Here is a 19,792-nt window from a genome sequence, read left to right on the forward strand (position 1 = left end):
GAGGATTAATGAAGAGAGTATTTTTGTTAGCCGTTATTATGTTAAGCGCACTTACATTTTCAGAGATTAGTGTTGAGTATTCGATTGCTTACGGAGGAGAAGGCGATGACGTTGCAAACGGTCTGGTTTTGCTCAAAGACGGAAGTATTCTGATTGCAGGATATACAACTTCGACTACCGGAGATCTCGGGACTTCAAAAGGGGAAGAGGATTTTCTCGTAGTGAAAATGGACGGCTCTTTTGAAGTGTTGTGGTCTAGAACTTTCGGTGGTAGTGATTCTGATGTTGCAGAAGCGATAGCTGAGACAAGAGACGGCGGCTTCATCGTTGTTGGCATGACAGAATCATCAGACGGCGATGTTTCCGTGAGTAACAAGCTTGGAGATTTCTGGATAATCAAGCTTTCCTCGGAAGGTGAACTACTCTGGGAGAAGACATTCGGGGGAAGTGGCCAGGACCATGCTTACGATGTTGTTGAGAGGCCCTCGGGAAATGTGGTCGTTGCAGGCTACACGAGATCGGTAGATGGAGATGTTCGAGGACATGTATGGGGAGAAGATTTCTGGATAATTGAGATCGCTTCTACAGGAGAGCTTCTGAAGCAGTGGACAATAGATGGAGAAAACAACAACGAAGATCTTGCTCGAAAGCTAACGATTACTGACATAGGCGAGATACTGGCTGTAGGCTATACGACCTACAAAGACGTAGGAATTAGCTGTAATTACGTTAACGAACAGGCTGCACTTGCGGTCATCGATAATGAAGGAGTCCTTTCTTCCTATAAGAGTTACGGTGGTATGTATCTCGAAGATGGTTACGATGTGATGATTTTTGAGGACACAATAATCATTGTTGGTGAACAGGATGCTGGAGTATCTATGTTTTCCAGCGGACTCGGAGGGAAAGACTTCTACGTTGTAACAGTAGACAGAGCTGGGCAAGAAATCTGGGCGAAGAATTATGGAGGAACCTTTACAGATATAGCACGCGTGGTTCAGCGATTCGGGAACGGACACTTTCTTGTTGCAGGTCACACAACTTCACAGAATGTTGACGTCAAAGATCCTCTAGGTATGAACGATGGGTGGATAATTGTAATAAAGGAAAACGGTGAGCTTGTCGAATCATTATCGGTAGGTGGATCGGCAGACGATCTAATTCTTTCGGGTGTCAGTTCAGATGAAAAGCATATTTTCTGTGGTTATTCAACATCATCTGACGGAGACGTAGAAAGCAACAAGGGCGGAAAAGATATTTGGTTGATTTCGTTAGGAAAATAGATGAGGTCTAGCGACCTTAAACTGGGGTATATCCCCAATAAAATCTAGTTGGGAGGGGTTTCATTTGCGTAAGATCCTATTGGTCCTGATTGTGGCTGCTGCAATAGTCAGTATTGGCCTTGCATGTACCACAATCATCGTTACTAAGGGTGCGTCTGTTGACGGTTCAGTAATGACGAGCCATTCAGCTGACTGTGGCCTCTGTGATTTCAGGTACGTCTATGTTCCACCCGCAGATTATGAAGCGGGAGCAAAGAGAGCAGTATATCCTTTCATCGAGCCATATCCACGTTATGTCGGTGCAGATATGGGTCCGACCTACAACGATCCAGACCTTCCGGCAACAGAGCCTCTGGGTTACATCGATCAGGTCGAGCACACATTTGGCTACTTTGATGCAGTTTATGGCGTAATCAATGAACATCAGCTGGCAATCGGTGAATGTACATGTTCTGCGAAGGTCTATGCGCAGCCAAGTGCAGATTGTATTTTCGATGTTGCTGCTCTTTCGAGAGTTGCAATGGAGAGAACTACCACAGCCCGAGAAGCAATAGAACTCATGGGTGCGCTTGCCGTTGAGTACGGTTACTACGGTTGGGGAGAAACACTGACAGTAACAGACCCAAACGAAGCCTGGGTCTTCGAAATCTGTGCATCGCCAGACAAGAAGAGTGCACTTTGGGCGGCGAAGAAGGTTCCAGATGGAGAAGTCTTCGTAGAATCGAACATGTTCAGGATAAGAGAACTCGATCCTGAAAGCCCTGACAATATGTTCTCGCCGAATCTTATCGATGTTGCAACAGAAGCCGGCTGGTACGATCCCAGCACAGGTCCTATCGACTGGATGGCGACTGTTAGTACAGGCGAGTACTCTATGCCTTACTACAGTCTGAGAAGAACATGGAGAGTTCTCGACAGAGTCTCTCCATCTCTTGGACTTTCTCCCTGGGTAGAAGACAGTTTTACAAAAGACTACCCATTCTCTATCGTACCTGACAAGAAACTGTCGGTTGCAGATGTTATTGATCTCTTCAGAGATCACTACGAAGGAACAGAATTCGATCTTACTGAAGGGCTTGCAGCAGGTCCATTCGGCAATCCTAATCGCTATGCCGGTTCCAGTAAGCTAATAAAGGGAAGCTGGGAAAGAGCCCTTTCTATCTTCAGATGTGAGTACGTTTTCGTCACTCAGTCGAGAGACTGGCTTCCTGATCCTGTCGGTGGAGTAGTATGGTGGGGAGCAGCTGCACCTCACGAAACGATTCTTGTGCCGATGTACTGTGGAATAACGGACGTTCCTTATGCTTATGACAGTGGTAGCCTTCAGGAATTCGACTATAATGTCGCATCTTGGGCATTCAACTTCATGGGCAACTGGGCAGAACTGAAGTGGAGTTACATGTATCCGGAGATTCAGGAACTTCAGAAGAAGATAGAAGGAAAGCTCTTTGCAGTACAGCCAGCGATTGAAGCGGCAGCTGCACAGCTTTACGAAACAGATCCAGAACTATGTAAGGAATTCCTTACTGATTACGTTGCCGACGTTACCGACAGAGTAATGGCGGAGGTTTGGGATTTCAACGAATATCTAATAACCAAGTACAGAGACGGATACATCAACATCCCGAACGTTGGTTCTTCAGCTGGATACCCCGACTGGTGGCTTGATGCAGTAGGATACGACGAAGGTCACATTTTCGGCGACGACGCTTACAAACCTAAATGATAGTCCTGGCCTGCCCCTTTCGGGGCAGGCTTTCTTCGATAATTTCGGACTTTGTATACAATATTTGTTTCAAATAAATGAGTCGAATAGAGCAGAAAGAAGGAGGTAGTTTCATGAAGAAAGCAATTCTCGTTATGATTATTGTTTCTGTTGTCGGTGCACTTGCCTTCTCGGCTACAGAAGTCTCACTGGCACTTCCTGTTGTAATCACTTCAGCCGGTCAGAGTACGGAAGTTGAGACGGTGACTTATGTTGCCGACGAAGTAGGTTTGAAGTACGATTATTGCGACATTCTCTCCAAAGATGAGCTAGCTGCCGGAGTAGGCCTTGGTGGAGCTGTGTCGGCTATTGGAAAACACGTGACCACGCTTTCCCCTGATCCCAAAGGGACGAAGTTTCAGTCAATGATCCTGGTTCTTGGTGCGAGTCTCAAAGGTATGGGAGCGTCGGGATTGTCTGTAGAATCGGAAGTTTCAAGGCTCAAGGCACTCATCGATTACGCAAAGGCGAACGAGATCGCAATAATTGCCGTGGCAATCGGCGGTTCAGTTCAGAGGGGTCTTCCTGGTAGTCCGATCGAGGTAATGATTGACACAGTAGCTCCCTTTGCAGACATCTTCATCGTGACAAAGGACTCAAACAAGGACGGCAGATTCACGAATGCCGCTTCAGAAAGAAATGTGCCAATAGTGGAGATTGATTCAGCTTTCGATCTTCTCGACACATTCACAGAAGTCTTCGGGTTGTAGTTGATTGGATGCGGCGCGATCGTGATGATTGTGCCGCGTTCATTATAAGGGGGTAATCACGTTGTCAGCTGATGCAATATATATGCAAACGATCATAGCCGGGCTAGTCATGGTTGGAGCCTACGCCGTTGGAAAGTTCCTGAAGTTTTCAACGGAACTATGTATGTTTGTTGCAGTAATCGGGGGAGCAATTGCCGGAGGAGCAGGTTTTGACACTTTCAGGCATATAGCCGAAGGATCTGTAACTTACCTCGACATTGGACTTATCTTCGTATTTGCGACGATTTTCATGAATATTATCAAAGAGTCGGGTGGAACGAATTATATCGTCAGGAAGATAATTGGAGCTTTCCATAACAAAAGAGTCCTGATGCTGATACTACTGATGCTTGTAATTCTAGTTCCGGGAGCGCTTACCGGAGCAGGGAGTATCTCCGTTCTAGTTGTGGGGGGTACGGTAGCAGCAGCCCTTAACGCGATGGGACTTTCAAAGGTCAGGATTTCGGCGCTAATCTTCATAATTGCGGGTTTGAGCGCTGCTGCTCCGCCAGTCAACATCTGGGCAATGATGACTTGTGCGGGAACAGCAATACCTTATGTGGGGTTCACAATGCCTCTTCTTGTACCGATCTTGATTCTGGCGCTGTTTTCTGTCCTGTTCTTTGGACGTGGTGCAAAGAACATAGACAAAGAAAAGGCACTAAAAGAGATTCCCGATCCCAAAGGGCTCTCCGGGTGGAGTGTTGCTGTTCCTTTCCTTGTCTTGATATTCCTGCTCGGGGCCCCCAGAATCTGGCCGTTCGGATTCCCGGTTCTCGGATTGCCTCTAGTCTTTGCAATCTGTGCGTTAGTTGCTTGGCTAATGAACTTCAAGAGAGTGAATATTCTGAAGGTCAGCAAAGAGACCGTTGCCCAATTAACACCCCTGATAGCAACCACCGCAGTTGTGGGAATGCTGATCCAGGTCATGAGTTTCAATGGTGTGAAGGGTTTGATCTCAATGTGGATTGTTACGGCTCCTCTGGCTATAGTCTGGATACTCCTTCCCTTCATAATACCGATATCGGAAGGTCTCCTTACATATGGTGGTGCGATGGTAATAGGAATACCGCTTATCTGGATGTTGAATTCAAACGGAATAAACCCGGTAATTGTTTTGGCAGGATTAAGCCTTCTATGGCCTCTTGGAGATGGACTACCCCCAACTGCGCTGATAGGGAGGTTGACAGTGAGTACGGTTGGCTATAAAGGTTCTTACGGCTCGTTCTTGAAAGAGTGTGTAGTGCCCTGGATAGCCATAACCGCAGTTGCTATGATACTGATTATCTTCGCCAACAAATTCAACTTCCTGATGATGGTAGGTTGAGGAGGAGGTGTCGTCATGACTTTGATAATGTTTCTGTATTATGTGATGACAGCCTATGTGGCAGGCATGCTAATATGGAACTTCATTAAGACCAAGGATTTAAAGAGCGAGATACTCTATACTTTGGCTCTTCTACCCCTCATTCTCAGACTGCTGAGAATGAAGTAGGGGTGGTTTTATGATGAGAAAACTTATAATCGCTGGTGTACTTGCACTTATAGTTCTGGCTGGAGGAATACCACTGTACGTTCAGAGGTACTTCAAGGAAGAAGTAGTGGCCGGACCAAGTGTGACTAACGTTTTTAAACTTAGCAAGTACTTTGACGGAATAGAAGGAACGATTGCAGATACCGATGTTTTTGAACTGAAGGGCGCAGAAGAAGGCGGGAAGACTCTCATAATAGCGGGGACCCATGCCAATGAACCTTCCGCGACTTTACTCGCATATTTTTTCATCGGGAATCTCGAAGTGGAAAAGGGAACAGTCTACGTTATTCCCCATTTCAATGTTAGCGGTTCTCTTGGAACACAGCCAGGTGGAGGATTTCCTCTCTACTACTATCTGGAAACTCCATGGGGAGAACAGAAGTTCAGAATGGGCGACAGAGGGTTCCAGGCACTTGACCAGTGGCCAGACCCGGACGTCTATGTACACTATCCTGATGGTCAGCTTTTGTCGTACATAGACGCAAGAAATACAAATCGATCCTGGCCAGGCAGGCCTGACGGATTCCTTGCTGAGAAAGTCTCCTTTGCAGCAATGGAGATGATCCGTAATGAGGGTATAGATATCGTTATTGATTTGCATGAAGCAGAGGCGATGTACCCTGTGACCAACTGCATAGTTGCCCCTGAGAAGTCAATGCCCTATGCAATAGGAGCTTCCTTCTATGTGAAGGGAAGAGAGAAGTTTGATAATCACGTGGAGTCTTCTCCAACCGGTTACAGAGGCCTCTCACACAGGGAAATTGGCGATTGGTCCGACGCATACCCGTTCTTACTGGAGTCACCCGGAGTCCATCTTGATCAGATTACGGCTGCCAAAACTCTAGAACTGATTATCGATGGTATAGACCCATTTGTGTTGAAGGCTGGTGAAAAGGGATTGCTTTTCGTCCCGTACGACGAGAACGGATTCTCTATGGACAGAAGAGTCGGACAGCATTCTTCAGTTATTCAAGAGATTCTGTCTCAGTGGACGAAGAAGAACCCCGACAGAGGATTCTCGGTTTCCGCCCCAAGATACGCCGAAATAGTCGAAAATGAACTTGGATACTACTTCAAGGACCCTGCTGAAGCAGATTCAAGAAAGGTATACTACCAATAGAATATCTTTCTGCATAGGAAAAGTGCATACGGGTTTTGCGTATGCACTTTTTTCATTTGCTATACATGTGAGGAATGGCCGTCATCAGAAACAATCTTTTCAAGCTGTAACAGATTGTCTATTGTGAAGTCGACTCGAATGGTTGGTCTGGATCCATTCTGAGAGAAGAAACATGTCTTTGTTCCCGCATCCCTTGCAGCAATGACGTCAAGGTCTCTATCACCAATGGAGAGAGTTGATCTGGGGTTCAGTCTATAATTTCTTATCGCGCTGACGAAAGCATCGGGGTCTGGTTTCCTCTTAAATCCGCTTTCTCTGGTGATTATGTCGCTGAAAAGCGAGGTCATTTCGTAGTAACTTAGCAGCTTGAAAGCAGTCTTTCGTGATCTATGAGTTATGATCAGATTCTTACCGCCATTCCTTACAAGTATTGAGCACACCTCGCGAGCACCTTCAAAAGGAGGTTGCTCGGCCGGGTCGAGCTCTTCTTCAGATTTCTTGAAGTCTTTGTAGAAGGCATAGTCAACTCCTCTATCCAAATAGAAGTCAACGGCCTTTCCGAGGGTGTCTTTCATGAGGGAGAGAATTTCGTTTTCGGAAGCGACATATCCCTTTCTAAGCAGAGCCTGTTTAAACAGTCTGACCATAGCGGGGTAGGTATTGAAAAGCGAACCGTCGAAATCCCATATCAGATTCTCGATCATCAGCTTTCACAACCACTGTATCTGTTGCACACCTGCAAAACAGAAGGAACCTGTTTCAAGGAGGTAACGACAAAATCAGCTTTTGTGGTTGCTGATGACGAATCTGGATTGAAGAGGCAGGTAGCTATTCCGGCGCGTTTCCCGGCCTCAATATCGATCTCTCGATCACCGATTGTAATAACTCTTTCTCTCTCAAGCCCATACTTGTCGATAATATACATAATTGCCTGTGGATCGGGCTTTCTGGCAAAACCACCGTCTGCGGATACAATTTCGGAGAAAAGATCCAGCATCTTGTAGTAATTCAGAAGTTTGGTCATGGAGTAATTACTCCTGTGACTGAAAAGGAAATTACTTCCACCGTTCTTATTAATCTGGATACAGGTATCCTTTGCCCCTTCAAAAGGTGGTTGTCTCTCCGGTTCAAGATGGTTCTCTATACTGTAGAAATCCTCCAGAAATCCACTGTGCAGTCTGTACTTATCCATGAAGTGTTGTGCAGCTTTCGATGTTGATTCCTTAAGCTTTTCAAGAATTTCTTTGACGGAAGCTCTCACCTCGTACTTCTCAAGGACCCTTGAGAATACCTCCGCTGCCGCAGGGTAAGTATCGAAGAGAGTGCCACCGAAATCCCAGATAACGTATTCATACATAATGGATTCTCCTTTCCTGTTGCTAAGTCAATGATATACGCTTTTCGGAATTTCGTCCTGTCGCACATTTTAAGAATTTTGAGTTTCTTCAAGATATCTTATTCTTGATGCAGCGATAATTTCCAACGTTTCTTCTCTTCTTACCCAGCCCTCAATACCCGTTTTCTTCTTTTCGAGATCCTTGTATACGGAAAAGAAATGCTCGATCTCCTTAAGTAGATGAGGAGGAACATCATCCAGGCTTTCTATATAGTTCCAGACCGGATCATGTATCGGAACACAAAGGACTTTCTCGTCAGGGCCCTTCTCATCCCACATCTTGAATGCGCCGATTGGCTTTGCCTCAATTAAACACCCGGGAAAAGTCGGCTCCCAGAGCAAAACCATTGCATCAAGCGGATCTTCGTCTTCGGCAAGAGTATTTAATATGAATCCATAGTCCATCGGGTAATGAACAGCAGAAAACAGAGTCCTGTCGAACCTTATCCTCTTGAGTTTCTTATCATACTCATACTTATTCCTACTTCCCTTAGGAATCTCTATCATTATGTCAAGCACGGTTTCTTCCTGCAAAGCTCTCACCTCCTTATCAATTATGCCAGAAAAAAGCCCCCTTGCGGGGGCTAGATATTGCATACAACCTCAGAAGGCACTGAAGTAAAACGACCAGCCGTCTGAAATGAAACCCGTTCCGGCTGGAAGTTCTCTCTCAAAATATATCCTCCTGCCCGGATCGTTGTCGTACTCTACGTAGCCGGTGAAGACGACGGTTTTATCGGCCAGAAAATCTTCTAGTCCCGGGAATGGTTCGCTTGTAAGCGTATACTGCGGTGCCGGGGCATAGTCCGGGAGCGCAAAAGTTCCTCCGTCGTAGGATATAGTAGAAGAGAACTCCTCGCCGGTGAAGGCGTTGATCGCGGTCACGATGAACTGCAGAAGCGTGATCTCAGGATCGACTATCTCCGTGCCTTCCTGGAAGACCGAAATCTTTTCTATCACCAATTTCGGACTTGAAGAAAACTCGACTACATCGGCCCAGACGTAGTTTATCGGGTTGTGAGTGACTTCGTAACTCTCCCACTTCATGCCTTCCTGCTCCTGCACCCTTCCAGAGAAATATAGCAGAGAGCTGGGATCGAAGAGGTCTCCGCTTCCAAAATAGACGTCGTACATCCCCACATCTATGTCAAAAGCCGCCGCTCCTGCCAGTTCGAGATCGCCTATGCTCTTGATGTATATCGGCGGAAGGTTCCGGTCATGGGGTATCATCGAGACGTACACGCCCGGTATCCCCATCGGATAGTCGCCCTCCAGTTCCTCATCGTAATAGGTCCTCTTCGTCTGAATCCAGAAGAATGCGTTTCCTCCGGTGCCGAAGGCATCGGGATCTAGCGAGAGCGATTTCTCTACGTTCAGCCTTCCGTAACCGCTGTCGTTATCCTTTCCAGGAGCCATTATATCGTCGGCTCCGAGCTCGATAAGTTTCCTGTACTGGTAAACGGTCAGTCCCATGTCTCTGTATTTCTGCTGGAGAATGGCGATCGCGCCCGAGACGTGAGGGCAGGCCATCGACGTTCCGCCGTAATATGCGTACGGCAGGTCGGGATAGGCGAACTCGGCCACATCCCAGAGTGGAACGGTAGAAAGGATCGAAAAATCGCCGGGAGCGGCCACCGAGAGCTTGACGCTCCTGTTCGAGAAATGGGTGATCCCGTCGCCCGCTGTGGAGGCGGCCACGACCACGACTCCCGGGTACATGGCAGGACTCTTGACTTCGTTCACATGTTCATTTCCGGCCGAGTTCACAAAGACCACCCGGTTTTCGGATGCATAAGCGATCGCATCGTACAGAAGCGTCGAAAAGCCCTTGCCTCCCCAGGAGTTGGAAAGTACCGTGGCCCCGTTTTCAATCGCATACACTATACCGGCCGCGACGAACTCGTCGCCTATATAGTCGGGCTGGAAGATCGGTATATCCATTATCTTCGCTCCGGGGGCCACGCCTACGACGCCATGGCCGTCGTCCTTTGCGGCGATAGTACCGGCGACGTGAGAGCCGTGCGCTCCGAAGGAGTAGTCTATGTCGGGGTCGATCTCCAGATCGAGGAGCGGATCGTACCTGTGAGTTATCTGACCCTGGAGATCTGGGTGGTTAGAGTCGATGCCAGTGTCGATTACGGCGACGATTATGCCGGTCCCATCGTACCCGGCGGCCCAGGCTTGCGGTGCACGGACCTTCTTGACTCCCCAGAGGAATCCTTCAAGGTCGGGGAACGCGTCCTCGGCAAGAACCACGGGCAGTTCGGGCAATTTCAGGTTATCGTCTTTCACCGGCTTTATAAGTTCTCTTTCGTAGTTCGGTTCTATGTATCTTATCGATGCGACTAGCTCCGGTCTCTCGACAAAAAGCTCCCTGATAGCGGCCCTCGCCTCCTCGACCGTCGAGTCGAACCGCAACCCCGCAGCGTTCAAGCGCGGTATATCGATGGTTATCTCAGCATCGAGAAGAGAAACGATCTCGCTCAAAGCCTCGATGTCGTTGTAACCCACTATAAGTCTTCCTTCAACGTAGGGCGCATCCTGTATCTGCTTCCATACAAGCTCCACATCGGCGCCGGCGCTGTTACCCGGGGCAACTCTCACACAGGAAGCGAACACAAGGGCCAGCAATACGACACTTATTAACAGTAAGGTTTTCTTCATCTGCACCACCTCCCCTCTCAATTATCTCCACCGGTGGTGAAGCGGTTGTAGTAATCGGCGTCGTTGAACCACCTGTCGAAATGGTAGCCCAGGTCTATGGTGGTCGAATAAGCGACCGAATCGAAGAAGCCGTCTCCGTCTTCATCATCTCCAAAGTAGATGGCCACCGCGTAATCCAGACCCCACTCATAGGTCTTGAAGGCCTCGAGCTGATCGAAGGGGTACAGGTACGCCTGCCCGTTGAGAATGAAGATCCAGTTCATCTCTTTCCCAAGCCAGAACGGATCCAGAAACTTCACGGAGACCTGTTGTGGGCCGTAGGTGGAGAAATCGAAAGTTTCGAATTCGCTGTCGACTGCCAGCAGATGCTGGTAGTCGCTCTGAACAGTGTCGTATATCCAGGGCGTATAGTGATAGGTGATCTCGCTCTCGTCGAGGAGACCGCCGCCCAGTACAGGCACTTTGCTAGAATTGACTTTGTCGACGGGCGCCCACTTCAGTACCGGTCTTCTCGAAACTCCCGTCGAGTTGTTCGCCGGGGAGTTAAGCTTGACCTTGAAGATATCGAGCGGTACCACCGAGGCGACGTTGCTGTCCTCCGACTCGCTTCCGTCGGCGTAAACCGATCTGACCTTGTAGAAGTACCTGTTGCCTGCCTCGATCCCGATTCCGCTATCGAAACCGGAAAAGGCGGTCTTGAAGGCTATCTTCTTGTAGTTAACACCATCACTGGAGCGGTAGATGTTGAAACCCACTAACCCCGCAAGGTTCTCGGGGGGGTCCCAGGCGATCTGAACGATTATGTTGCCCTCTGCCGGGGCTCCCGCAAGATCCTCGAAGGTCTCCTCATCGAGGTGTAGTTTTCTGCCGTTGATCTCTTTCGGTAGCGAGTAGTAATTGACGTTGGCGTCCGACGTCCACGACCAGAGCCAGACTCCTAATGGAGGGAACGTCTCGGCCGGTTCGGCATTTTCGGCCGTGAAGTTGAGGTTTACAACCCGGTCGAGCCTGGCCCTGTTGTAGTTGTAAACTACGACATGAATCGGTACATCTCCGTTGAAGATCTCCGCCGGGATAGGGAAAGTGGCTTCCGACATGCCAAAAGACGCGAAATCTCTAACTCCGGCCCAGGGAACGTATCCGATGCCCACGTATAGAGCATCCCAGACATCGTATTCCAGATCGCTTGCATACTCGATATTCAGATAAACGTTGGTGGATACATCTGTCGGATCTATCTCGTTGCCGTTGCCGTCCAACAGCATGATCTCGATTTCGGGGTAAGAACCGTCGAGAGGATCGATCATGGCCCTGTTGATCGCCATGTCAACAGGCAAGGGGCTGCCTGCTGAGGCCAGTTCGTTGGACGGAATCAGCGGTACAGCCAGTCCCTCGAGAACGCTCGGAGCAAGACCGGTTTTTTCTGCCTTTAACGTCACTTCCCTGACCTCTAGAAGACCCGGGGACAGGAACCAGAGAAGATCAATCTCGGTCTTTCCCTCGAGATCGGTCTCTCCGGAACCCAGGAGCACGCCTGTTTCACCGTCTAAGACCTCCAGGGAAACTCCTGCGGCGGCCGGTCCCGTCATGTACTCCACCAGGGTTACCAGGATCGTGTTCCCGTACTCCTGCAAGATTTCCACCGTCTTCGTTTCAGATTCCACGTGAACGGCCGGTTGTCCGTAGGTGGCTTCGTATTTGCCCTTTATCTCTCCTTCGACCTTCACCTGATGAGTTCCGGCCGCGAGAGTCACGGTTTTGCTGGTTTCCTGGCTTTCATACTCGGCCTCTCCAACGTGAAGAGTGTAACTGGCCGATACTATCTCCGCAGTTGTGTTGAGCTTCCAGCTTATAGTGGCTTCATTGCCCGAAACGACGATCGAAGTTATCTCGAGAATCGCTTCGGTCGGTTTGAGTGGTTTGATACAAGAAGTAACTACAAGCATGGCAGCAACGATCGCTACCAGTAACAATATGCTTTTCTTCATCCCTCTACCTCCTTCATGAGGACATCAGAGTTTTTTAGTTCCATCTGATCATTATGATTATACATATTTCATTTCCTTCAAAGCAAGAAATCTCTCTTGAGTAGATTTAATTATGATGCATTACGTCGAAGAGCTCCAGAACAGGCTGTTTGTAATAAGTGGGAAGGGCACGCCTGAGAAGACTTCTCAAAGATTGACACGAACGTACAAAACTGTCTGGAAGGTATCATTTGAAATCGAAATTATTGCTTCGTCTGGAATGTCAAAACCCATCTCTTCGTTCTCCCGATTCTCGAATCTCAGCAGATCTTCAAGAGTTGCAATGAGTAGATTTTTAGATAATTTGCAGCCAGTTGAGTCTTCGGAAAGTTTGCAGTACTGGCGAATGACGTAGCGGAAAGAGTCTAAATTTCCCCTAATCTGCAGGCACTATGAACAAATGGGAGGCCTCTTTCACTCTCAAATCACATATAAAGAGAGCTCCTGTTGCCGGATGGTTCTCTTGGGCGGACAATGCAAATAAATACAATTCAAATTGTGGGGTTGAGAATGAGACGTCTTTCTTCGTTGCTACTGATTTTCTTTTCAATCATTGTACTAAGCTCATGTTTTAAACAGAATAATTCATCAGTTGATTTCTTGAATACTTAGGTAGAGTATTCTTCGAAAAACGTAACAGTCTCCTGGAAACCAACACATGGTATCAACAATCTATACCTATACTCTGTTGAGGAGGTGAATTCATCGAGACTTCTGAAACAGAGATCGTACTCACAGATCTAGAAGAAGGGTGGCACATTGTTGAAGTCAAGGTTATTGATTCGATCAGTTTGCCTGATAGGTACATCCACGGTGCCTTTTCGGAAGATTTCACTCCCTTTGGAAGATATGTTTTTCTGGAATGGGAGTTCTCCGAGAAAGTATCCAGGGTCGAGTTTAGGTTTGTCTAAACAAACACGGAAGATTTCGAATATATAACCGATTGGCTTGACTGGAAACCCAGTAGCACTTCCATCCTCATAAGCGACGCAGGGCTGACAGCAACCCTGAAGGAGGGGAACATAGTTCTGGGCATTTTCGAGGTCGGTAAGATATACAGGATGTACATAAGGGCTTACGACAGACTGGGAGCACGCGCTACTGCGATCAGTACCGACCTTCTGCTGTTTTCAGGCTAGATGAAAGGTACGCCGGCGAAGACAAACCCCTGATCTATCTGGAAGCGGGAAAGATTCTGTTTTCCGACGGAGAGAGTAAAGGTTCAATAGAAGTGGCCATCGTAGCACCCAACGTCGCACATTATGTGCACAGCAAAAAGGAATACTTCGCACCCGATAACAGCCTGAACGGAGAACTCATGTACCTTCAGTTTTCCATAGTCCGTGACGAGGGTCGGGTATTTGAAGAGGCTTACTTCCAACAGTTTCTCGAAAACAGAACCAGTTTTGATGGTGTCATCCCTTCGAGCAAAGAAGCAGTAGTCGTCAGGGGTTTTTTAGACCAAGCGCCTGGTATCTCTCAAGTGAGTGACATCGTTGCGGTTCTAAGATTCAGTTTCTCTGAAGAAATGAGCGAAGAAAGAGTGAATTTTGGAATCGGGTTACAACATGAATCTGATCCTACAGGTCCGAGATATTTCATAAGAGACGAGAAGGACAGAACTATTGATGGCATCACAGTGGACAATAATCCGATAGAGATCCAGCTGCCCGAACTTACGGAACGGGAATGTGAGGGGGAGATCTGTATGAAGAGACTCCTACTGGTTCTAGCTATGCTTCTGGTTGTCTATATATCTTTCTCGAATGTGCCGCGAAAGATGGTTTTCTGCAAGAGAGAGTCCAACAAGGAAATCTTGTTATTCATAACTTTAACAGGGAGCTGTCCAGGTTATGAATTCAACTGATCGGTTGTCAGAAATTCGGTAACACTGGCATGTTATAATCCATCTAAGTTGCTTTTCTCAAGCTTTACACTCATTCGGGAGGTAGCACATGTACGATTTCAGGGTGATTGAAAGGAAATGGCAGGATTACTATGCGAAGGAGAAGCCATTTAACATAGATCTCAAGAAAGCGGAGAAGCCTTTCTACAATCTCATGATGTTTCCATATCCCTCCGCTGCCGGTCTCCACATAGGAAACATGTTTTCCTTCATCGGATCGGATGTATATGGAAGGTTCATGAAGCTCAAGGGCTACGACGTCTTCGAACCGATCGGTTTCGATGCTTTCGGTATACACAGCGAGAACTATGCCTTGAGAGTTGGGAGACATCCTGCTGAGCTCACTCCGAAAAGCATAGAGTACTTCAGAGAAGAGCAGCTCAAAATGATTGGTAATATTTTCGACTGGAACAGCGAAGCGATAACTTCTTCTCCGGAGTATTACAAGTGGACCCAGTGGATCTTCATTCAGTTGTTCAAGAACGGTCTTGCTGAGAAACGTGCGTCAAATGTTAACTGGTGTCCTTCGTGCAAGACAGTGCTGGCCGATGAGCAAGTAATTGACGGTCGTTGCGAACGATGCAATAATGAAGTCGAGAAACGCGAGATGAGTCAGTGGTTCTTCAAAATCACAAAGTACGCAGAGAAACTGCTGTCTAACCTCGAGAAGCTTGACTGGACGGACACTACTAAGAATCTTCAGCGCGCGTGGATAGGGAAATCTTCTGGAGCCACGATTTCTTTTAAAGTATCTGGAATGAATGAGCAGATAGATGTGTTTACAACCCGTCCAGATACGATATTTGGAGTAACTTACATAGTTGTAGCTCCTGAATACGGTCTGGTGAACAAGCTAGTCACGCCTTCAACAGTGGAGACTTTTGATAATTTCAAAGAAGAAGTGAAGAGCATGGATCTTGCCACAAGAACTTCTATTTCTCGTCCAAAAAACGGAATATTTACCGGTTCTTACGCCATTCACCCTCTTACTGGTGAGGAGCTTCCAATCTGGATAGGAGATTACGTGCTGGCAGAATATGGAACGGGTGCCGTTATGGCCGTCCCGGCGCACGATGAGAGGGATTATGTCTTTGCGAAGAAGTATGGACTAGAGATAAGACAGGTCATAGAATGCGATCCCTCACAGTTGCCCTATACTGAGAAGGGAAAGATGATCAACAGCGAAAAGTACTCGGGTACGCTCAGTGTTGATTTCATCGACAAGATTGACGAAGTGAGCGAAAGCATAAAGGGCTCTGTGAACTATCACCTTCATGACTGGTGTATTTCCAGACAGCGCTACTGGGGTCCTCCGATACCAATGATCTACTGTGATAAGTGTGGAACTATCCCCGTCCCTGAAGATCAATTGCCAGTGATGTTGCCAAATACCGATGACTACATACCTGACGGCAGCGGCAAGTCTCCACTGGCCAAGAACAGCGAATTTGTCAACACGACTTGCCCGATTTGTGGAGAGGCTGCCAGAAGAGAGACCGATGTCTCCGACAACTTCCTTGATTCGGCATGGTATTATCTGCGATATCTCTCACCGAGCAATGACAGTGCACCTTTTGATGATGGGCTGGTTGAAAAGTGGTGCCCGGTCGATATGTATATAGGCGGAAATGAACACGCAACTCTCCATCTGATGTACTCGAGATTTCTTGCGATGGCGCTACACGATTTGGGTTTTCTTCCTTTTGAAGAGCCGTTTGCTTCATTTAGAGGACACGGGCTTATCATAAAAGACGGGGAGAAGATGTCGAAATCGAAGGGAAATATCGTCAATCCCAACGAGTATTTTGAGAGCCATGGAGTGGATGCCCTTAGAACCTATCTGATGTTTATGGGGACCTTTCTCGAAGGCGGAGATTTCCGGGACAGCGGAATGGACGCGATGAGAAGGTTTCTGAATCGAGTTTGGGACATCTCAACAATGCCTGAAGGCAAGAGTTCGACAGATCTGAAGATAAAGATGGCAGAGACTGTGGAAAAGGTCGAATATTCAATCAAGAATATCAAGCCGAACACGGCAATAGCCGCTCTCATGGAGTTCGTCAATGAGGCTTCGAAAGAGAGCGCTATCGAGAGAAAGCTCGTAGTAGATATGGCAAAACTCCTCTCGCCTTTCGCCCCCTTCATTTGCGAAGAGATATACAGCATGAAAGGCGGGAAGAAGAGGACTATTCTTGAAGATGGTTTCCCTTCTGGCTATGAGAAATACGCTTCTCTGGCGAAGACTGAATTGCCTGTTCAGATTACCGGTAAGATGAGAGGAAAGGTTGTGCTTCCTCAGAACGCATCCCAGGAAAAGGCAATGGAAGCGGTAATGGCTGATGAGAAGCTCTCAAAAATGCTTGAAGGAAAGTCAATAAGAAAGATCATCTACGTACAGGACAAGATAATCAATATAATTATTTGAGTGTAGTAAGAAATAGTATATTCTCAACATCTAGAAGGAGGGCCAGTGGCTCTCCTTTGTTTTCCATCGATTCATCTCCGTTTTGATGTGGGTTTTCGTGAAACGAAGATGCTTGAATTTTCGTATCTTGCATGGTGTCTTACAGTACTGAACACAGCCTCTTCCAGAACTGCTTGTTGATTATCTATGGAAAGCGGCAGATCAAAGTGGTAAAAACCATCAGGTGCGTCATGCTCGCTTCTCAGAGACTCGTATTTCTTGCGTAGTCCCATTTCCTCTATCGTGTAGTATCGACCACGTAATCTGCCTCGATATATGTTCCATTACCCGCTAGACTGTGGAGAATCTTCTTGAGCGACAACTTCTGTTTGTATCCGAAATGATGCATCGACTGAACCGAAATGGAAATGTCGAATCCTTCCGATGGCAAATCAACTTCGAAGTAGGAACCGGTAATCAAGTTCAGGCTGTCCAGTCTGTCTTCATGTTTGATTCTAAGAATTTCGAGCATCTTCTGGGACAAGTCGACACATACTACTCTGGCTGTCGTGTTTAGTCTGAATATCTCGTCTAGTTCGAGTCCCGTCCCGCAACCGAGGTCAAGTATCCTGATTCCAGCAGTAACTAAAACTAACCTTTCCACTGCTCTGTAGAATTCAGCAGATTCTTTGATATTGTTCTTCATGTGTGATTCGAATGAATCGGCTCTTCTGTCGAAAACACGAAAAAGGAAGCCATTCTTCCAGTTGATTATTTGCTTCTTTTTTTCTTTTGTTTTTCTCTCTCTCTCTCTCTCTATTCTCTACGATCTCTACGAATCAAAACACACATGTCCCCTTTCTTCAGTCGCTATGATCTTCTGTATTAATATTGAAGTAGTCAGCAAACGTTATGTTTTTTCGAAATGGCGAATCGAGCTGTGATGATTTTGCACTTGACGAAGATCAAACTGAACATTAATCGAAGGAGACAGGAATGATAGTAAGTGCGAGCAGGAGGACAGATATCCCTGCTTTTTATTCAGAGTGGATGATAGAGCGTTTGAAAAGTGGCTTTGCTCTTGTTAGGAATCCGTTCAATCCCCATCAGGTGAGCAAAGTTATCCTAAATCCAGAAGCAGTAGACTGCTTCGTATTTTGGACAAAGGATCCCCAAAAAATGCTAGACAAGCTGAATCACTTTGCCGATTACTGTTATTATTTTCAATTCACGATTACGCCCTATCATGGAAGTGTAGAGCCTGGGCTTCGCAACAAGAGAGAGATTATCGAGACCTTCAAAAAGCTTTCCGGAAAGATTGGAGAAAACAGAGTGATTTGGAGATACGATCCTATTCTGATAAATGCGGACTATAGTGTCGACCATCATCTACGGGCCTTTGAAAAAATGGCACATTTGCTTAAGGGTTTCACTGAAGAGTGTGTGATTAGTTTTCTCGATTACTATCAGAAGATCTCATCAAACCTTCGAAAACTTGATGCAAGGGCGCCTAATGAAATTGAGGTAAGGAAAATTGCCAGCCATTATTCAGAAGTATCATCTTCTGAAGGAATGAAGCTGAAGACATGTTCAGAGACCGTTGATCTTTCGGAATATGGAATTAGTCACGGAAGCTGTATTGACGGGACGCTAATTAACACGCTGACAGGCAAAAGGATTGATCACCCAAAAGACAGATATCAGAGAGCTGCATGCCGCTGTGTCGAGAGTGTCGACATTGGCGCATATAATACCTGTCTTAATCGTTGCCTATACTGCTATGCAAGCTTTAGTGAGAAAGCGATTCGTAAAAATTATCATTCCTTTAATCCAAAGGCCCCGCTTCTTTGTAGCGAATTGCAGGAGCACGATGAGATTACTGAGAGAAAGAAGTAGAGATATGCTAAATTTGGTAGAAATGATCTATACTAAGTCTGCCTCGCTTGCCAGTTCATTCGAAGAAATCTGTTTTGCCCGTATTAAACAAGGTAATCTTTTTCATCATGCTATCCTGAAAGAAGTATCTTATAATTGGCTTGAGAGAAGAGTTTCTATGTAAGAATGCGGTAGGAGGGTTTCTAATGGAAGAATTCTTGAGTGGCGATCTCTTCAGATGGGTTCTTATGCCTCTGATAATCTTCTTCGCAAGGATCATCGACGTTTCTCTTGGAACCACGAGAATCATAATGGTTTCGAGAGGCAAGAAAGAAATAGCAAGTGTTATCGGTTTTTTTGAGATTATTCTGTGGTTGCTCGTTGCCAGCAAAGTAATCCAGAGTGTTGACAATGTACTTTACATTCTTGCTTATGCAGGTGGCTTCGCGGCCGGTAGCTACATAGGAATGCTCATTGATGAGAGGCTTGCAATTGGAACCGTATCGGTTAGGCTGATAATTTCGAGAGATCCAACTGAACTTATAGAAAAACTGTGCCAGGCTGGATTTGGAGTTACAAAGATAGACGCTCACGGTGCTCGAGGAAAGGCTTACATTGTTTACAGTATCATAAACAGGAAAGAAGTGGAAGACTTCGAGAGAATCGCTCTGGAATGCGTTCCAAAGGCGTTCATGTCAGTTGAAGATATTCGAAAGGTAAAAGAGGGGGTCTTCCTCCCCAAAGATACGATGCGCCTCAGAAGGGAATCCCCCTTAAGAAAGTCCAAATAGCTTTCCAGAAGTGTTATTATTTAGAGAGATGAGGGGGATGTCCCCCTTATCTCTTTATGTCATTGAAAATGTTGCCGTCTCTGATTTCAACTATTCTGTCTGTCTCTTCTGCGATTCTTCTATCGTGAGTAATTATTACGAATGTTGTTCCGTATCTCTTGTTGAGATCACGCATGAGGCTGAAGACCTTCGCTGAGGTATCGGAGTCGAGATTGCCCGTAGGTTCATCTGCAAGTATAATCTTCGGATTGTTGATAACCCACATTTCTCACCTTTTT

The 19,792-nt window shown here is 46.7% G+C and carries 16 protein-coding genes and 1 pseudogene; 10 read left to right on the forward strand and 7 right to left on the reverse strand.

The window, feature by feature from the left end:
• Window positions 1–8 precede the first annotated feature (8 nt).
• The 6 genes from Q502_RS09865 (at window position 9) to Q502_RS09885 (ending at window position 6,451) form a co-directional block, all read left to right on the forward strand.
• Window positions 9–1,283, forward strand: a complete 1,275-nt coding sequence (locus Q502_RS09865; protein WP_219724926.1) for a hypothetical protein — start codon at window positions 9–11, stop codon at window positions 1,281–1,283.
• 64 nt (window positions 1,284–1,347) lie between these two features.
• Complete coding sequence (locus Q502_RS09870; RefSeq protein WP_099829779.1) at window positions 1,348–3,009, forward strand: dipeptidase; 1,662 nt, start codon at window positions 1,348–1,350, stop codon at window positions 3,007–3,009.
• Between the two features lie 113 nt (window positions 3,010–3,122).
• On the forward strand, window positions 3,123–3,758 hold the full coding sequence (locus Q502_RS09875) for a DUF6305 family protein (RefSeq protein WP_099829780.1): 636 nt from the start codon (window positions 3,123–3,125) through the stop codon (window positions 3,756–3,758).
• A 61-nt stretch (window positions 3,759–3,819) separates the two neighbouring features.
• Window positions 3,820–5,124 carry a C4-dicarboxylate ABC transporter gene (locus Q502_RS09880; protein WP_099829781.1) on the forward strand — a complete coding sequence of 435 codons (1,305 nt, stop codon included), beginning with the start codon at window positions 3,820–3,822 and terminating at the stop codon, window positions 5,122–5,124.
• A 15-nt stretch (window positions 5,125–5,139) separates the two neighbouring features.
• On the forward strand, window positions 5,140–5,292 hold the full coding sequence (locus Q502_RS14330; RefSeq protein ID WP_165775360.1) for a hypothetical protein: 153 nt from the start codon (window positions 5,140–5,142) through the stop codon (window positions 5,290–5,292).
• 13 nt (window positions 5,293–5,305) lie between these two features.
• On the forward strand, window positions 5,306–6,451 hold the full coding sequence (locus Q502_RS09885) for a succinylglutamate desuccinylase (protein ID WP_243392307.1): 1,146 nt from the start codon (window positions 5,306–5,308) through the stop codon (window positions 6,449–6,451).
• 59 nt (window positions 6,452–6,510) lie between these two features.
• On the opposite strand, the gene Q502_RS09890 is transcribed toward Q502_RS09885, so the two are convergent.
• The 5 genes from Q502_RS09890 to Q502_RS09910 form a co-directional block, all read right to left on the reverse strand.
• Window positions 6,511–7,155 (reverse strand): HAD hydrolase-like protein, encoded by a 645-nt coding sequence (locus Q502_RS09890; protein WP_099829783.1) that lies wholly within the window; start codon window positions 7,153–7,155, stop codon window positions 6,511–6,513.
• A complete protein-coding gene (locus tag Q502_RS09895) occupies window positions 7,155–7,808 on the reverse strand; it encodes an HAD-IA family hydrolase (RefSeq protein WP_099829784.1) in 654 nt (217 codons plus the stop codon). Before Q502_RS09895 ends, Q502_RS09890 begins: the two co-directional genes overlap by 1 nt.
• A 69-nt stretch (window positions 7,809–7,877) precedes the next feature.
• Window positions 7,878–8,381, reverse strand: coding sequence for an inorganic diphosphatase (locus tag Q502_RS09900; protein ID WP_099829785.1), 504 nt, complete (start codon window positions 8,379–8,381; stop codon window positions 7,878–7,880).
• Window positions 8,382–8,450: 69 nt separating this feature from the next.
• Window positions 8,451–10,511, reverse strand: a complete 2,061-nt coding sequence (locus Q502_RS09905) for a S8 family serine peptidase (RefSeq protein ID WP_099829786.1) — start codon at window positions 10,509–10,511, stop codon at window positions 8,451–8,453.
• A 17-nt stretch (window positions 10,512–10,528) separates the two neighbouring features.
• A complete protein-coding gene (locus tag Q502_RS09910; protein ID WP_099829787.1) occupies window positions 10,529–12,499 on the reverse strand; it encodes a hypothetical protein in 1,971 nt (656 codons plus the stop codon).
• A gap of 1,270 nt (window positions 12,500–13,769) precedes the next feature.
• Between Q502_RS09910 and Q502_RS09920 the strand changes: the two genes are divergently transcribed.
• Entirely contained in the window at window positions 13,770–14,405 is a 636-nt protein-coding gene (locus Q502_RS09920; protein WP_099829789.1) for a hypothetical protein, read from the forward strand.
• An 88-nt stretch (window positions 14,406–14,493) separates the two neighbouring features.
• Window positions 14,494–16,869 (forward strand): leucine--tRNA ligase, encoded by a 2,376-nt coding sequence (gene leuS / locus Q502_RS09925; protein ID WP_099829790.1) that lies wholly within the window; start codon window positions 14,494–14,496, stop codon window positions 16,867–16,869.
• Between the two features lie 277 nt (window positions 16,870–17,146).
• Here the strand turns inward: leuS and Q502_RS09930 are convergent, their stop codons facing one another.
• Window positions 17,147–17,554 carry a class I SAM-dependent methyltransferase gene (locus Q502_RS09930; protein WP_099829791.1) on the reverse strand — a complete coding sequence of 136 codons (408 nt, stop codon included), beginning with the start codon at window positions 17,552–17,554 and terminating at the stop codon, window positions 17,147–17,149.
• A 290-nt stretch (window positions 17,555–17,844) separates the two neighbouring features.
• Here Q502_RS09930 and Q502_RS09940 point away from each other — a divergent pair, with 290 nt between their 5' ends.
• Both Q502_RS09940 and Q502_RS09945 read left to right on the forward strand, forming a co-directional pair.
• Window positions 17,845–18,744, forward strand: a complete 900-nt coding sequence (locus Q502_RS09940; RefSeq protein WP_099829793.1) for a DUF1848 domain-containing protein — start codon at window positions 17,845–17,847, stop codon at window positions 18,742–18,744.
• 185 nt (window positions 18,745–18,929) lie between these two features.
• Window positions 18,930–19,514: a DUF2179 domain-containing protein gene (locus Q502_RS09945; RefSeq protein ID WP_099829794.1), complete on the forward strand. Its 585-nt coding sequence runs from the start codon at window positions 18,930–18,932 to the stop codon at window positions 19,512–19,514.
• Between the two features lie 46 nt (window positions 19,515–19,560).
• On the opposite strand, the pseudogene lolD reads toward Q502_RS09945, so the two are convergent.
• Window positions 19,561–19,773: pseudogene (lolD, locus tag Q502_RS09950) on the reverse strand (lipoprotein-releasing ABC transporter ATP-binding protein LolD); the annotation flags it as partial.
• Window positions 19,774–19,792: the final 19 nt, after the last annotated feature.

It is taken from the genome of Mesotoga sp. Brook.08.YT.4.2.5.2., from assembly GCF_003351125.1.
Classification (GTDB): domain Bacteria; phylum Thermotogota; class Thermotogae; order Petrotogales; family Kosmotogaceae; genus Mesotoga.

What these genes read in the sequence shown, in the direction of transcription:
- Q502_RS09940 (WP_099829793.1), top strand. Translation starts at nt 17,845, where the DNA reads ATGATAGTAAGTGCGAGCAGGAGGACAGATATCCCTGCTTTTTATTCA.
- Q502_RS14330 (WP_165775360.1), top strand. Translation starts at nt 5,140, where the DNA reads ATGACTTTGATAATGTTTCTGTATTATGTGATGACAGCCTATGTGGCA.
- Q502_RS09930 (WP_099829791.1), bottom strand. Translation starts at nt 17,554, where the DNA reads ATGAAGAACAATATCAAAGAATCTGCTGAATTCTACAGAGCAGTGGAA.
- leuS (WP_099829790.1), top strand. Translation starts at nt 14,494, where the DNA reads ATGTACGATTTCAGGGTGATTGAAAGGAAATGGCAGGATTACTATGCG.
- Q502_RS09895 (WP_099829784.1), bottom strand. Translation starts at nt 7,808, where the DNA reads ATGTATGAATACGTTATCTGGGATTTCGGTGGCACTCTCTTCGATACT.
- Q502_RS09875 (WP_099829780.1), top strand. Translation starts at nt 3,123, where the DNA reads ATGAAGAAAGCAATTCTCGTTATGATTATTGTTTCTGTTGTCGGTGCA.
- Q502_RS09910 (WP_099829787.1), bottom strand. Translation starts at nt 12,499, where the DNA reads ATGAAGAAAAGCATATTGTTACTGGTAGCGATCGTTGCTGCCATGCTT.
- Q502_RS09865 (WP_219724926.1), top strand. Translation starts at nt 9, where the DNA reads ATGAAGAGAGTATTTTTGTTAGCCGTTATTATGTTAAGCGCACTTACA.
- Q502_RS09890 (WP_099829783.1), bottom strand. Translation starts at nt 7,155, where the DNA reads ATGATCGAGAATCTGATATGGGATTTCGACGGTTCGCTTTTCAATACC.
- Q502_RS09885 (WP_243392307.1), top strand. Translation starts at nt 5,306, where the DNA reads ATGAGAAAACTTATAATCGCTGGTGTACTTGCACTTATAGTTCTGGCT.
- Q502_RS09905 (WP_099829786.1), bottom strand. Translation starts at nt 10,511, where the DNA reads ATGAAGAAAACCTTACTGTTAATAAGTGTCGTATTGCTGGCCCTTGTG.
- Q502_RS09945 (WP_099829794.1), top strand. Translation starts at nt 18,930, where the DNA reads ATGGAAGAATTCTTGAGTGGCGATCTCTTCAGATGGGTTCTTATGCCT.